Origin of the sequence: Microcoleus sp. S36b_A4 (assembly GCF_036700645.1) — a bacterium.
Classification (GTDB): Bacteria; Cyanobacteriota; Cyanobacteriia; order Cyanobacteriales; family Microcoleaceae; genus Microcoleus.
In genome coordinates this window covers 1-14,428 of record NZ_JAUBPI010000027.1, presented here as the reverse complement: position 1 = coordinate 14,428, position 14,428 = coordinate 1, and the positions used below count along the sequence as shown (strand labels likewise).

Here is a 14,428-nt window from a genome sequence, read left to right as displayed (position 1 = left end):
CCCATGCCCTATGCCCTATTCCCCTTCGACCATTTTGCGATAATCCGGGGCCGAGAAAGCGTCGTCTGCTTCGCTGGGATTGTCAACGCGCACTTTCAGCAGCCACCCAGCGCCATAGGGGTCTTCCGCCAAATTTTCGGGAGACTCTATAATTTCATCATTGCGTTCTACAACTGTACCGGTAACTGGTGCTTTCAAGTCTTCAACCGCTTTCACTGACTCGACTGTACCGAAAGCTTCGCCTTTTTCCAACCCTGCACCGACTTCGGGCAAATCTAGAAACACGATATCGCCGAGTTGGTCAACTGCAAAAGCACTAATGCCGATGGTGGCAATTTCGCCTTCGAGTCGGATGTATTCGTGGGTGTCTAGGTATTTCAAGTCATCGGGGTATTTTAGTGCCATATCTTTTCTCACAATAAACAAAGTATCAAGTAAATCTTAGTGAACTATGGGCATTTATTGATGACTAAGTGGAACAAAAAAAATATTAAACGCTTGCTTTTTGGAGAATTTTCTGTCAAACGACTGATGCGCTCTATAATTTTTATTTACGCATTTCTATGTTTTTACGGTTTCTTTTTTTCAGAACGGTTAATTTTTCAACCTCCCCCATCTAGTCAGAGTGATAGCACGGAAGTTATCAAAGTTAGCTCAGCTAATGGCGTGAAAATTTCTGCTGTTCATTTTACTAACCCGCAAGCTAAATATACCATACTTTACAGTCACGGGAATGCGGAAGACTTGGGCGGGATTTTGTGGCTACTCAGAGAGATTCGAGATAACGGGTTTGCTGTGTTTGCCTATGATTATCAAGGTTACGGCACGAGTCAGGGAAATCCTTCTGAGGATAATACTTATCGTGATATTGATGCAGTTTACAATTATTTAACCCAACATTTGGGAATACCTGCCAAGCAAATTATTCTTTACGGGCGTTCTGTGGGGGGTGGGCCGGCAATTGATTTGGCTTCCCGGCAGAAAGTCGGCGGTTTGGTGGTTGAAAGTTCCTTTGTTTCGGCTTTTCGGGTGTTGACGCGGATTCCGCTTTTACCCTTTGACAAGTTTGTGAATATTGATAAGATTGGCAAAGTTCGATCGCCTGTTTTGGTGATTCATGGTAAAGCTGATGAGGTGGTGCATTTTTGGCATGGAGAGAAGTTGTTTGCAGCGGCGAAGCAGCCGAAATTAAATTTTTGGGTTGATGGGGCCGGTCATAATGATTTGATGGATGTGGCGGGCGATCGCTATGCTGCAACTTTGCGACAATTTGCTAAGCTAGTAGATGAGTCTTCTTGACCATAATTATGAGCAACGGGCTAGAAGCCCGTTCCACAAAAACACATACACTTATACTTTATTGTGGGGAGTAGGGGTTGGGCTTCTAGCCCGCCCCTGCATTAATGCTCACCTACTTAATTTAATTAGGTCGGTTTGGCGATCGATAAAATGGTTTTTTCACCACACTAGCCGGATAGTTTTTACCGCGAATTTCGACCTCTAATTGCTGACCGATTTTCGCTAATGTTGCCGGAACAACCGCGAGGGCTACCGCACGATTCAAAGTAGGCGATAATGTACCGCTAGTAACTTCTCCTACTGTTTCGCCTTCAAATATTACCGGATAGCCGTGGCGTGCAATGTGCCGCCCCTGCATTTCTAACCCTACCAACCGTTTCGATACTCCACTCGCTTTCTGCTGTTCCAACACCTCACGACCAATAAAATCACCTTTGGTGTCGAGGTGAACTACCCAACCCAATCCAGCCTCTAAAGGCGTGATATTGTCGTCGATATCTTGACCGTAAAGAGCCATTGCTGCTTCTAAACGCAAGGTATCTCTCGCACCCAAACCGCAGGGAACAACGCCAGCAGTTAACAATTTTTTCCACAGTTCTTTTCCTACTTCGGTATCCACCATGATTTCAAACCCATCTTCGCCGGTGTAACCTGTTCTGGCGATAAAACTCGGCTGTTCCAACAGATTTGTTTCTAAGTGACCGAATGCCTTAATTGGTGCGAGGTTGTCTTCTACAAAAGGCTGGAGATAGTTGAGAGATTCCGGCCCTTGAATTGCGATTAAAACTTTATCTTCGGAGATGTCTGTAAAAGTGAGTTCGCTCAATTCTAAGTGAGTGGTAATCCATGCTTTGTCTGCGATGCGAGTGGCGGCGTTGACAATGATTACTGCACGTTCTTCGCTAGTGATAGGGTCGGGTTCTTGGCAGTAGAAAATAATGTCGTCTAAGATGCAGCTTTGGGCATTTAGCAAAACTGTATATTGAGCTTGACCGGGTTGCAAACGGCTCAAGTCTGAGGGTACTAAGGGTTGAAATTTTTCTATTAATTGTTTCCCTCTCAAACCAAATTTTCCCATGTGGGAAATGTCGAACATTCCTGCTTGCTGGCGTACTGCTTGGTGTTCGCTGCTGATGCCTGCGTACTGTACTGCCATCTCCCACCCGGAAAAGGGCACCATCCGAGCTTTGAGTTCTAATGATAGGTCGTACAGAGGCGTGCGGGCAAGTTGGCTCGGACTCTCTGGATTGTTGGGTTCAGTTGACTTTGCCACAGGTAGCGCTTTGGTTGCGGGTAGACTGTTTTGATTTTACGGGAAAATTGCTTTTCAGGGTGTGTAGCACGATCGAATTTAAGGACACGGCTATGGTGTTTCGGTACAAGTCGCGATCGAATTTAAGCACGCGGTGGTACTGTTTCGGTACAAATTAGGACATAGCAGTGATGTATCCCTAATTTTAATTTATGGAGAATAGCGGGCTCGAACCGCTGACCCCTACAATGCCATTGTAGTGCTCTACCAACTGAGCTAATTCCCCTTTCTTTTCGCGCTCTCAATCATGCCTTAACTGACCAATATTTGTCAAGCTTTTTGGGGAAATTAGTTTTGAGCCTTCGGCTGGCAAGGCTTTCGGCTTTTTTTTCACAAAACTCTCCTCGCTTCTGGACAATGGTCAATCGCCTACTATGATCTAGTAAGTGTGTTGGGATATTTCGGTTAAATGGCTCAAACAAGAGCCCATGAGAAAGTAGACGACTAGCAGAGCGGCGGCTGAGACCGCAACTAGGGTGCCGGCTAGCATTAGTGAAAATTCCCGTTGCGCGATCGCCTCTTGCATTAAGTGCAAAGACCAGGCAACGAGGGCAACGTCAATTATTAAAATAGGAACCAGCATAAGTTACGATTTGTAACAGCTTACCTATTGTAACAAAACTTTTCACTTCGTGCAGATCGGCTCACCTGTATTTAACTTTTGCTGTAAAACCCGAAGGGAGCAGCGGAAAGCTACTGAGAAAAAATGATAGCTTTTCTTAATAATTACAATATGCAAAGTAAATGAGAGCTAGCTCAGCTTTAGATGTGGCGCTTTTGACTCTTGAGCGAACGCTCACGCTTTTTTGAGGGGGTAGGGTGCGTTAGCGAAGCCCGCCCCTACGGGGGCTACGCCAACGAAGAGGATCGACCTTGGACTATAACTGATTTGATAGCAGTGCGATCGCACCCTGACCCGATTCAAATTTGGTAAAATAGGTGTACTTTTAATTAAAATAAAATGAACGGCTGTTGAGGATATAAACTATGTTAACCCAAACTCAAAAACTCTACTCGCCAGAGGAATATTTGGCACTAGAGGAAGTGGCCGAGTCTAAAAGTGAATATATTGATGGCGAGATAGTTCCTATGACTGGTGGTACTCCAAATCATAATGATATTGCGGGCAATTTTTATGCTCATTTAAAATTTGCGCTCCGGGGGCAAAACTATAAGGCTTTTATCGGTGACTTACGGTTGTCGATACCGCGCTATCATCTCTATACTTATCCAGATGTGATGGTTGTTCAAGGCGAACCAGTGCTTTTAGACGATCGCACAGATACAATAATTAATCCTTTGATGATTGTTGAAGTTTTGTCAAAAAGTACGAAAAATTACGATCAAGGGGATAAGTTTGATTATTATCGCTCGATTCCTGAGTTTCGAGAATATATTTTAATCGATCAGTATAAATTTTATGTCGAGCAGTTTGTCAAGACTTCGGAAAATAAGTGGCTTTTAAGTGAATACGAATCGGCAGATGCAGTGCTGGCTTTGTCTTCGCTGCCGTTTCAAATTCAATTGGGCGAAATTTATGAAGGGATTAGATTTGAAACGACTGGCGCTAGTTAGGATTTCACAACCGCTTTTTTGCTGTAAAATTAAATCGATCGCCTTTTCAACTTTATGACAAATCGCTCTACTCGCGCCCTTTTTCACAGCAAAACACTCAACACTGCTTTGCGTGCTTTTAGCTTTCCGCAAGATATGGAACAGCGCCGCCAAAAATTGGGAAGGTGGATTGCTGCACTTAAAACGGGTACGTTAGACGAAGTTAAAGAAGTTTCGCTGCACGGCAGTTTTATTAATGATATTTTTCAGGATATTTTGGGATATTGCTCGGTAATTCAAGGTGCGGGGAAAGCTTGGGAAATTAACGCGGAACAAACGATATCTGATGGCGGCGGTTCTGCTGACGGGGCGATCGGCTTTTTTACTGCTGCTGACAATCCTAAAGGCAAAGCGGTGTCCCTGCAAGGTAAAGTGATTGCTCCGATCGAACTCAAGGGAGCGAAAAATGATTTAGACCGTCCCGCATCCGGGCGATCGGAATCAGCAGTTGACCAAGGTTGGCGCTACGCTAATTATACACCCGATTGTCGCTGGATTATTGTCTCGAATTATCGAGAGTTGCGACTTTATCATACCAATAAAACTCCCGCTTATTACGAACAATTTTTTCTGACTGACTTGGCAGATATTGCAGCTTTTAAGCGGTTTTACTTTCTGCTGTGTCGCCGCAATTTTTTGCCTAAAAACCAAGATCAAACAGGTTCTGTTATTGACAGACTGTTAAAAGACTCTGACGAAGCTCAAGAGGAAATTACCAATAAATTATATCAAGAGTACAAAGCAATTCGACTCGCTCTCGTCAAACATTTTCGCTTTACTGCGCCGCAGGATATCCCCAACCGCGATCGCGTACTCATCGAAAAAGCTCAAAAAACTTTAGACCGCGTTTTATTCATTGCTTTTTGTGAAGATAAAGGGTTGCTGCCGCGAAACACCCTCAGCAACGCTCACAACCACAAAGACCAATACAATCCTAGATTAATTTGGGAAAATTATCAATCTGTATTTCGCTGGGTTGATGTGGGAAATGATGACCCTCCTGTACCCGGATACAACGGCGGTTTATTTAAGTTCGACCCGGTTTTAGACGTACAATTGACTGTGCCAAATCCTTTATGCAGTCTGCTTAATAAGCTGACCATATTTGATTTTGATACCGAAGTTTCTGTTGATATTTTGGGGCATATTTTCGAGCAGTCTGTTACAGATTTGGAAGAATTAAATGCTGAAACTACCGGACAGGAATACAATCAGAAAAAAGGCAAGCGGAAAACTCAAGGTGTGTTTTACACGCCAGCTTTTATTACTCAGTATATTGTCGAGGTTTCTCTCGGTGGCTATTTGCAGCGGCGAGAGCAAGAATTGCGCGATTTCTTCCTAATGGGCGAAGTTGCTGAAGTGTCGGTGCAGCCGGCAAAGAAAACTGCAATTAAGTTTTGGAAAGCATATCGAGACGAGGTGCTGCAAAAAACGCGCGTTATCGATCCGGCGTGCGGTTCGGGAGCTTTTTTGATTGCGGCTTTTGATTATTTGATGCAGCAGTACGAAAGAGTCGATCGCGAATTGAATGCTTTGGGATGTCAGCCAAAAGACGGCAACTCGCTGGAATTTGACCGAAGCATTTTAAGTAACAACCTGTACGGCGTAGATTTGCTGCCGGAATCGGCGGAAATCACTAAACTTTCTCTGTGGTTGAAGACGGCCGAACCTGGTAAAACCCTGACGTATTTGGATGATAATATTAAAGCGGGAAACTCGATCGTCGCTGACAGTAATGTAGCAGATACAGCGTTTGATTGGCAAGCTGAATTTTCCCAGATTTTTGCTGATGGCGGTTTTGATGTTGTCATTGGCAATCCACCTTACGTGCGGCAGGAGTTGCTGTCTCCAATTAAACCATACTTGCAAGCAAATTATGAATCATATAACGGCGTAGCAGACCTTTATACTTACTTTTATGAACTCGGATTAAAGATTCTCAAACCGGGGGGAGTGCTTTCGTATATTGTCACAAATAAATGGCTGCGGTCGGGATACGGCGAACCTCTACGCAAGTTCTTTGCCAGTCAAGGTTTACTAGAGCAAATTATTGATTTCGGACACGCGCCAATTTTTGAGGATGCTGATACTTTTCCCTGTATTGTCGCAATTAGAAAACCTAACGCTTCTCTATGTATCTCTGAAACTGAAAGCGAGAGTGAGCAAGGTAAATTTGAACCTAATTCGTCTGTGATTGTTTGTCCGGTTCCGCGCGAGGAACTTGCTAATATCAACCTTACACAATACGTTCAACAACACGGCTATCAAATTTCGCGAGATCGTTTTACTGCGAATGCTTGGAGTTTGGAACCTCCTGCTGTTGATGATTTGATGCAAAAAATTCAACGAGTGGGTGTTCCGCTTAAAGATTTTGCAGGGGTTAAGCCTTATCGAGGTATTTTAACAGGATTGAATGAAGCTTTTTTAATTGATGAAGCTACTAAAAACAGTCTAGTGCAAGCAGACCCTAAATCCGCTGAAATCATCAAGCCATTATTGCGAGGTCAGAACATTAAACGCTGGAGTCCAGAGTGGGAAAATCTTTGGATTATTCTGCTGAAGTCTAGCAGCGATAGTGTATGGCCGTGGAGTACCGCAAACGATAAAGCAGAGGAAGTATTTTCACAAACATTTCCATCGGTATATAAGTATATGAAGCCGATGCAAGAAAAACTGTCTAAGCGTTCCGACCAAGGGCGTTACTGGTGGGAACTGCGATCGTGTGCCTACTATAACGTTTTTCAAGAACCAAAAATTATCACTCAAGATTTGGCTACTTATTCTTGGTTTTGCTTCGTCGATCAAGAGATATACCCAGTGAATACTTGCTATCTATGGCCAACAGGAAATTTTTATATGCTTGGGTGGCTGTGTTCGCCAATAACTTGGTGGATTTGTCACCACACTTTGCAAAAAGGAATCAATGGCACACTGCGAATGTTTAGAGAACAGGTAGAAGCTTTACCCATCGCACCACCAACTGACTTAATTCGTGCCGAAGTAGAACCAATTGTCAGCCGTTTAATTGAAATCGCCAAAACTAATCAAGAAACTCACCGAGATGTCTTGCACTGGCTGGAAATCACTTATTTAATTGATAAACTAGGACAAAAACTCGAAGATTTTTCTGCGCTTTCTTTGGCAGAGTTTGTAGCAGAAATCAGAAAGCGGATGCCGAAAACTAAATCCTCCGATCCTCTCGGCGTTGCTGGACTAAAAGCAGTCCGCGAAACTTATAATGAATATGCACCGGCCATTCAATCTCGCAAAGCTGAGGCGTTGAGACTCGAACACCGTTTATCCGACTTAGTTAATCAAGCTTACGGATTGACACCGGAAGAAATAGATTTGATGTGGAAAACAGCACCTCCGCGAATGCCGATCACCCGACAGATTTGATCTAATATTAGAGCCGTGTTTGTCTTCGTCTGGAATGTTGGGATAACAATTTTTGCCGCCGACCAATTATGCAATTTGTGCGGGATTTAAAGGTTAATTCTTGACCTTTGAGGTAATTTTTAATCTCCTGTCATCTTGCTCCCCCCTTAGCAAGGGGGGTAAAACACCTAATGCTCTCAGCGATTTAATCCCCTGTTATCCCATCTTGCTCCCCCCCTTAGCAAGGGGGGGCTGGGGGGGGTTAAAAAGCCAAGCAACAACGAAAAAACCCTCTTGCTCTCCCCCTTAGCAAGGGGGTAAAACACCTAATGCTCTCAGCGATTTAATCCCCTGTTATCCCATCTTTCTCCCCCCCTTAGTAAGGGGGGGCTGGGGGGGGGTAAAACACCTAATGTTCTCAGCGATTTAATCCCATCTACAATCACATCTAGAACCCCATCCAAATTATGATAAACATTATCATTTGTAAACCTCAAAAAATTAATTCTTGCTGATTCAATAAATTCTTGCCTTTCCGCATCATATTCTACAGCACCTTCTTGAAAATGACTATCACCGTCAACTTCTAGTGCTAACTTGATTTCCGGTGAGTAGAAATCAATCACAAATTCTGCTACGCTGTACTGTCTGCGAAATTTACAATTCTCAAGCTGTCTGTTTTTGATTTTGTCCCAGAGACGTTTTTCAGCTTTTGTCATTTCTCTGCGAAGCCGCTGTCGCTTGAGTTTTTCTGAGGTTTTGTTGTAAAGTTTTGTCATTTTTTTATTGGGGTCTTTTCGTTGCTTGCTTGGCTTTTTTTACCCCCCCCAGCCCCCCCTTGCTAAGGGGGGGAGCAAGAGGGTTTTTCGTTCTTGCTTGGCTTTTCTTACCCCCCCCCCCAGCCCCCCCTTGCTAAGGGGGGGAGCAAGAGGGTTTTTCGTTCTTGCTTGGCTTTTTTTACCCCCGTTGCTAAGGAGGAGCAAGAGGGTTTTTTGAGGTTTTGTGAACTATCCGTGTAAGTCCGGTAGATGAAAAAAAGGGGCAACTCGCGTCGCCCCTCTTCTATTTAATCAACTGGAAAATTAAGCTTCCACAGCAATCTTTTGTTCCGAAGCCTCCGGCGAATTCGCTTCGCTTGGCGGCACAACTTGCCAGAACTTAGGCAAATATTCCGACCAATTTGCTAAAATATTCTCAGCTTTCTTGCTGCCGGTTCGATCGCACTGAGCCTCAATCAACTCCTTCAATTGCGCCTCCCCAGCCGCCGTACAAACGCGCTGCATCTTCACAATCTCCCCGTTGACGTGAGCCGGGAAACTGCCATCTTCATCGAGGAAATAAGCCAAGCCGCCAGTCATTCCAGCGCCGACGTTGCGGCCGACTTTTCCTAACACGACGATCGCGCCACCAGTCATGTACTCGCAGCAGTGATCGCCCGCACCTTCAATGACTGCTTTCGCCATCGAGTTACGCACCGCAAACCGTTCGCCAGCTTTGCCCGCAGCCAACAGAGTTCCCCCCGTCGCACCATACAAACAAGTGTTACCGACGATCGCATTTTCGGAAGCATCATAAGTCGCACCAGCCGGCGGTGCGATCGCGATTTCGCCACCGTGCATCCCTTTACCAACGTAGTCGTTGGCTTGGCCTGACAGTACCAGCGTCATCCCCGGCAAATTGAACGCGCCGAAGCTTTGGCCCGCGCTACCAGTGAAGTTGAGGGTGATTTGACCGCTAAAACCAGTGTTACCGTGTTGCTGTGCGATCGCACCTGCCAAACGTGCGCCTACAGTGCGATCGGTATTCACCAATTTTACACTCTTGCTAACAGTGCCGTGATTGGCGATCGCACTTTGAATCTCAGCATCCGCGAGCAAATCATCGTCTAACACAGGCCCGTTAGTGTGTACGTCGCCGTGGATCAAGAAAGATCGATCGCTCTTAGTATCAGGTAACTTGGTCAAACAATCCAAATTAATCGCTTGGGTTTTAGTTAGTTTCACCCCCTCGCGCATTGTCAGCAAATCCGCCCGGCCGATGATATCTGCGATCGACTTATAACCCAATTTCGCCAGCAAACTCCGCACTTCTTGTGCTACGAAATAGAAGAAATTAACAACGTGTTCCGGTGTTCCGGGGAACCGTTTCCGCAAGTGTTCTTGTTGAGTTGTCACCCCCACCGGACAACTATTCATGTGGCAAACGCGAGCCATAATGCAGCCTTCTGCAATCATTGCCACCGTGCCGAAACCGTACTCTTCGCCGCCCATTAAAGCGCCTACAATCACGTCCCAGCCGCTTTTAAAGCCACCGTCAACGCGCAGCAAAACTCGATCGCGCAATTTATTTTCCATTAGCACCCGGTGAACTTCTGTCAATCCGAGTTCCCACGGAGAACCTGCGTGCTTAATCGAACTCAGTGGTGAAGCACCGGTGCCGCCGTCGTGACCGGAAATTTGAATCACATCAGCATTTGCCTTGGCGACACCCGCAGCTACAGTCCCGATGCCGACTTCCGACACCAACTTCACCGAAACTCCTGCTTTCGGATTGATTTGGTGCAAGTCAAAAATCAACTGGGCCAAATCCTCGATCGAATAAATATCGTGGTGAGGAGGAGGCGAAATCAGCGTGACACCCGGTTTCGATCGGCGCAAATAAGCAATGTACTCACTCACTTTCGGCCCCGGCAATTGACCGCCTTCACCCGGTTTTGCACCTTGTGCGATTTTAATTTCGATTTGTTGGGCGTTCATCAGGTACTCAGGAGTCACCCCGAAACGCCCGGAAGCTACCTGTTTGATGGATGAAGAAGCTGTATCGCCGTTCTGCAAACCTTTCAAGTGAGGTAGCGTTTGTGAGAAACCAGCCGCACTCACATCGTTTAGCACTTTGTAGCGCACCGGGTCTTCGCCACCTTCGCCGGAGTTGGATTTGCCGCCGATGCGGTTCATCGCAATCGCTAGCGTTTCGTGGGCTTCCGGGGACAAAGCGCCGAGGGACATACCGCCGGTGGCGAAGCGCTTGACAATATCTGCTACAGATTCTACGTCTTCAATGGCAATGGAAGGGCGATCGCTCACAAAATCCAGCAAATCCCGCAAAGCCGTTACCGGGCGATTTTCGAGCAGTTTCTTGTAAACCTCGTAGTGATCGTAAGCACTTTCACCATTTTTGTCACCAATTGGTGTCATTTTTGGTTCGGCCCCATTGCCGTTACCGTTGCTTCCTTCTTCCTTCTTCCTAACATCCGTTACATCCGTTACATCCGTTACATCCGTTACAGAATCCGTTGCCGAACTTCCTTCTTCCTTCTTCCTTCTTCCTTCGTTAAAAGTAGTCACAGCCTTGTGCAAAGCCTTCGCCATTTCCGGGCTGTTCATGTGATATTCACCGCCCCGGCGGTACTGCACAAAGCCGTAATTTTCCAGCTTTTTGAGGTGCAATTCTGGGAAAGCCTGACTGTGGAAAGACATTACCTCGTTAGCCAGTTCCGCCACACTCAAACCGCCGATGCGGGAAACAGTGCCTTTGAAACCCAAATCGAGCAAATCACCGCCAATGCCGATCGCCTCAAAGATTTGCGCCCCCTGATAGCTAGCCAGCAGTGAAATCCCCATTTTCGACATAATCTTCAGCAAGCCGTTTTCCACCGCTGTGCGGTATCTAGCTTGAGCCTGTTCCACGGTAATATTGGGAACTTTGCCGTGCTGCATCAAGTTTTGAGTCTTGCTGTCAGACCACCAGGCGCGCACGCTTTCCAATGCCAAGTAAGGGCAAACAGCCACCGCCCCGTAACCAATCAAACAAGCGAAGTGGTGAGTGCTCCAACATTGCGCGGTATCCACAACCAGCGAAGTTTGCATCCGCAGGCCGACGCTAATTAAGTGGTGGTGAACCGCACCAACTGCCAGGAATGGCGGAATATAAGTACATTCAGCACTCAATCCAACACTAGATAAATCTCCCTCTTCCTTCTCCCCTCTTCCTTCTTCCTTCTTCCTTCTTCCTTCTTCCTTCGATAGTCGATCGCTCAAAATCAGAATTCTCGAACCCTCGCGCACCGAAGCAGCCGCCTTTTGACAAAGTTGCTCGACTGCTGTTTTCAAACCAGAAGGCCCAGCAGAAATTTTGTAAAGAGTTGACAATTCCGTAGCTGGGAAAGACTTTTGATCTTTCAAGAAAGACAGTTCAGCGTCGTTGAGTACGGGAGAATCAATTTTCAGCCGCTTGGCATTTTCCGGCACTGCTTGCAGTAAATTGCCCCGCAGGCCCACATTCATCGTCAGCGACATCACCATCCCCTCGCGCAGGGGGTCGATCGGCGGATTTGTGACTTGAGCGAACCGCTGTTTGAAATAGTTGTACAGCAACTGAGGCTTTTCTGACAATACAGCTAAGGGAGCGTCGTCGCCCATGCAGAAAGTCGGTTCTTTCCCAGAACTCGCCATCTCGACGATTACCATGTCCAAATCTTCGGCTGTGTAACCGAAAGCAGTTTGGGTTGCCAACAGCGTTTGCGAGTCTAGGGTTGCTGTTTCGGCAAAAGGCTGCGGTTCCAAGGTTTCGCGGTGTTTTTCCAGCCATTCGCCGTAGGGATGCCGCTTAGCAATGCGCTGCTTGAGTTGCCAATTTTTGAGAATTTCCTTGGTTTGCAGGTCAACTGCAATCATTTGTCCTGGCCCCAAACGGCCTTTTTCGACAATATCTGCTTCGGGAATATCCACAACTCCGGCTTCGGAGGCCACAATTACCAAACCGTCTTTAGTAATGCAGTAGCGGGCCGGCCGCAAACCGTTGCGATCGAGCGTAGCACCTACTTGTTTGCCGTCGCTGAATACCAGCAGTGCCGGGCCGTCCCAAGGTTCTTGAATGCCGCTGTAATACTCGTAAAAATCGACAATTTCTGGATAGGGAGCCAAATCCGGCTGATTTTTGTAGGCTTCTGGCACCAAAATTGTCAGGGATTCTAGGGGGGTGCGGCCGGAGTGCACCAACAACTCCATCACGTTGTCCAAGTTTGCCGAATCGCTGCTTTCGGGATTGACAATTGGGTTAAACGTGTCGATATCAGCTTGACTCCAATTCGGGTGAGCTAAATTCGCTTGCCGCGCCTTCATCCAGGTAATATTGCCCAACAGCGTGTTAATTTCGCCGTTGTGTCCCAGCAAGCGCATCGGCTGGGCTAAGTGCCAGCGGGGCATGGTGTTGGTGCTGAAGCGCCGGTGATAGACGGCAAAGGAGCTTTTATAAGCGGGATTTTTTAGGTCTGGGTAAAATTCTGCCAGTACGGCCGATCGCACCATGCCTTTATAGACGATCGTGCGGCAGGAGAAAGAGCAAGTATAAAAGTCTCGGCGGGTGAAGTTGGGGCGATTTGACAGGGCGTGTCCGATCGTGCGGCGCGCCAAAAATAGATGTTTGTCGAGTTCGTCTCCGGCTAAGTGCGGTGAACTGACAATTACTTGTTCGATTTGAGGTTGATTTTCTAGCGCTTGCTCGCCCAAAACCGACGGTACAATGGGAACTTTGCGCCATCCCAAAAGTTTCAGCCCGCGATCGGTCAGAACTTGCTCAACCACCTGCCGCGCTATAGTCGCTTGAAATTTATCTTGAGACAGAAACAGCATTCCCACGCCGCAGTTTTCCCGCGCCGGAGGCACAATTCCCTGTTCGGCAAACCAAGCATCCAGCAATTCCCAAGGAATCGCGGTCATCAAACCCGCACCGTCGCCGGAATCCGAGTCAGCGCTGCAACCGCCGCGATGTTCCAGACAAGTTAAAGCTGGAAGCGCTTTTTCAATAATCGAGTGCGTAGCTTCGCCGCTTTGGTTGGCAATAAACCCCACACCGCAGGCATCTCTTTCTTCCACTAACCAGCTTTGGCCGGCGAATGGAGTTCCTCGCTCTGTTTGATGCACGTTTCTGTTTGGATCGATCGTGTTACCCATGTTGATTGAATGTTATTTCCGTGATTGTGTGTTGATGCGTTTTTATAGCTCGGAGAGAGAAGGCTGCCGAGCGGTGGGAGCCTAGTAAACTTTAAGACAGCACATTGGAAGCTGATTTGATTAAAAATTTACGTCTATGCGGCCTGTACCTAGCACTGAAACCCTGTTTGCAGATTTTAAATTATCTCGCTCGCATCGCCTCAGAGATGTCTCCTAGAATACCCTGCTGTTAAAAAGCAGTGATTCTTTGGGCGATCGCCGCCCTGCAACTAGATACATTGCAGCCGATCTAGTTTTTTGTGTGGGTTTTTCCTGAGTCCGCAAGGGTAGCCTTGCAGCGAACACAGGTAGATAGTAACTTTAGCGTTATTTTGCTTGCTGCGCTGTTGAGTTGCTTTCGTCAGCGCCCGCAGACACAAAAGCAACCTGCCCGCTCAGTCGGTAGGTGCAATGTAGCAGCGCGGTTCACAACTGGTGAAACCTGTCTTATTGTGAAGTCAACTCTCAAGCCGCGAACATCAAGTTTATCAAAAAATTGATAAAATTTCACCCATTAGACTTAGAGTTTGCGTGCAAGTCTTGTCAGCGATCGTCCAGAACTCACGCTAAGATGCCTAGCCGAAAAAGGTTGACAGTTTTCCATAACTCTAATTGAGATTTTTTTACCCACAAAGTTTTGTCATCTCAAATCCGTTGGCATCGGAATTATTGATCTCTCTCTTCCCTTTCTCTGTATCCTCTGCGTCCTCTGCGGTTTAATCATTCCGATACAACGGGAATGGATATCACTCATCAATAGACATCTCCAAAATAGTAACAGTTCGTGGTAATATCACATCATAAAGCTTTTTTGACCCAGAAACATGAGCGACAT

Annotated in this window: 9 protein-coding genes and 1 tRNA gene; 4 read left to right on the top strand and 6 right to left on the bottom strand. The window is 46.6% G+C overall.

Annotated features, from left to right (window positions below; genetic code table 11):
- Positions 1–15: 15 nt before the first annotated feature.
- Positions 16–405, bottom strand: coding sequence for a glycine cleavage system protein GcvH (gene gcvH, locus QUA03_RS11115; protein ID WP_333212032.1), 390 nt, complete (start codon positions 403–405; stop codon positions 16–18).
- Between the two features lie 60 nt (positions 406–465).
- On the opposite strand from gcvH, the gene QUA03_RS11110 reads away from it, so the two are divergent.
- A complete protein-coding gene (locus QUA03_RS11110; protein WP_333212030.1) occupies positions 466–1,299 on the top strand; it encodes an alpha/beta hydrolase in 834 nt (277 codons plus the stop codon).
- A 121-nt stretch (positions 1,300–1,420) separates the two neighbouring features.
- Here QUA03_RS11110 and gcvT read toward each other — a convergent pair whose 3' ends face one another.
- From gcvT to QUA03_RS11095, 3 genes are all read right to left on the bottom strand, one after another.
- A complete protein-coding gene (gene gcvT / locus QUA03_RS11105) occupies positions 1,421–2,572 on the bottom strand; it encodes a glycine cleavage system aminomethyltransferase GcvT (RefSeq protein WP_333212028.1) in 1,152 nt (383 codons plus the stop codon).
- 192 nt (positions 2,573–2,764) lie between these two features.
- A tRNA-Ala gene (locus tag QUA03_RS11100) sits at positions 2,765–2,837 on the bottom strand.
- Between the two features lie 153 nt (positions 2,838–2,990).
- Positions 2,991–3,194, bottom strand: coding sequence for a hypothetical protein (locus QUA03_RS11095; RefSeq protein ID WP_333085722.1), 204 nt, complete (start codon positions 3,192–3,194; stop codon positions 2,991–2,993).
- 201 nt (positions 3,195–3,395) lie between these two features.
- On the opposite strand from QUA03_RS11095, the gene QUA03_RS11090 reads away from it, so the two are divergent.
- Genes QUA03_RS11090 through QUA03_RS11080 form a run of 3 tightly spaced genes read left to right on the top strand, consistent with a single transcriptional unit; the run spans position 3,396 to position 7,624 of the window.
- Positions 3,396–3,545 (top strand): hypothetical protein, encoded by a 150-nt coding sequence (locus tag QUA03_RS11090; RefSeq protein ID WP_333212026.1) that lies wholly within the window; start codon positions 3,396–3,398, stop codon positions 3,543–3,545.
- A 53-nt stretch (positions 3,546–3,598) separates the two neighbouring features.
- A complete protein-coding gene (locus tag QUA03_RS11085) occupies positions 3,599–4,186 on the top strand; it encodes a Uma2 family endonuclease (RefSeq protein WP_333212024.1) in 588 nt (195 codons plus the stop codon).
- 54 nt (positions 4,187–4,240) lie between these two features.
- Positions 4,241–7,624 (top strand): Eco57I restriction-modification methylase domain-containing protein, encoded by a 3,384-nt coding sequence (locus QUA03_RS11080; protein WP_333212023.1) that lies wholly within the window; start codon positions 4,241–4,243, stop codon positions 7,622–7,624.
- A 314-nt stretch (positions 7,625–7,938) separates the two neighbouring features.
- Here the strand turns inward: QUA03_RS11080 and QUA03_RS11075 are convergent, their stop codons facing one another.
- Together QUA03_RS11075 and QUA03_RS11070 are read right to left on the bottom strand one after the other, a co-directional pair.
- The gene (locus QUA03_RS11075) at positions 7,939–8,382 is read right to left on the bottom strand and encodes an endonuclease domain-containing protein (protein WP_333212021.1); all 444 of its coding nucleotides are present in this window, start codon (positions 8,380–8,382) and stop codon (positions 7,939–7,941) included.
- A gap of 303 nt (positions 8,383–8,685) precedes the next feature.
- Entirely contained in the window at positions 8,686–13,554 is a 4,869-nt protein-coding gene (locus QUA03_RS11070; protein ID WP_333212019.1) for a glutamate synthase-related protein, read from the bottom strand.
- Positions 13,555–14,428: the final 874 nt, after the last annotated feature.

Excerpts from the sequence above, each read along its gene's own strand:
- gcvH (WP_333212032.1), bottom strand. The coding sequence starts at position 405 with ATGGCACTAAAATACCCCGATGACTTGAAATACCTAGACACCCACGAA.
- QUA03_RS11110 (WP_333212030.1), top strand. The coding sequence starts at position 466 with ATGACTAAGTGGAACAAAAAAAATATTAAACGCTTGCTTTTTGGAGAA.
- QUA03_RS11095 (WP_333085722.1), bottom strand. The coding sequence starts at position 3,194 with ATGCTGGTTCCTATTTTAATAATTGACGTTGCCCTCGTTGCCTGGTCT.
- QUA03_RS11085 (WP_333212024.1), top strand. The coding sequence starts at position 3,599 with ATGTTAACCCAAACTCAAAAACTCTACTCGCCAGAGGAATATTTGGCA.
- QUA03_RS11080 (WP_333212023.1), top strand. The coding sequence starts at position 4,241 with ATGACAAATCGCTCTACTCGCGCCCTTTTTCACAGCAAAACACTCAAC.
- QUA03_RS11075 (WP_333212021.1), bottom strand. The coding sequence starts at position 8,382 with ATGACAAAACTTTACAACAAAACCTCAGAAAAACTCAAGCGACAGCGG.
- QUA03_RS11070 (WP_333212019.1), bottom strand. The coding sequence starts at position 13,554 with ATGGGTAACACGATCGATCCAAACAGAAACGTGCATCAAACAGAGCGA.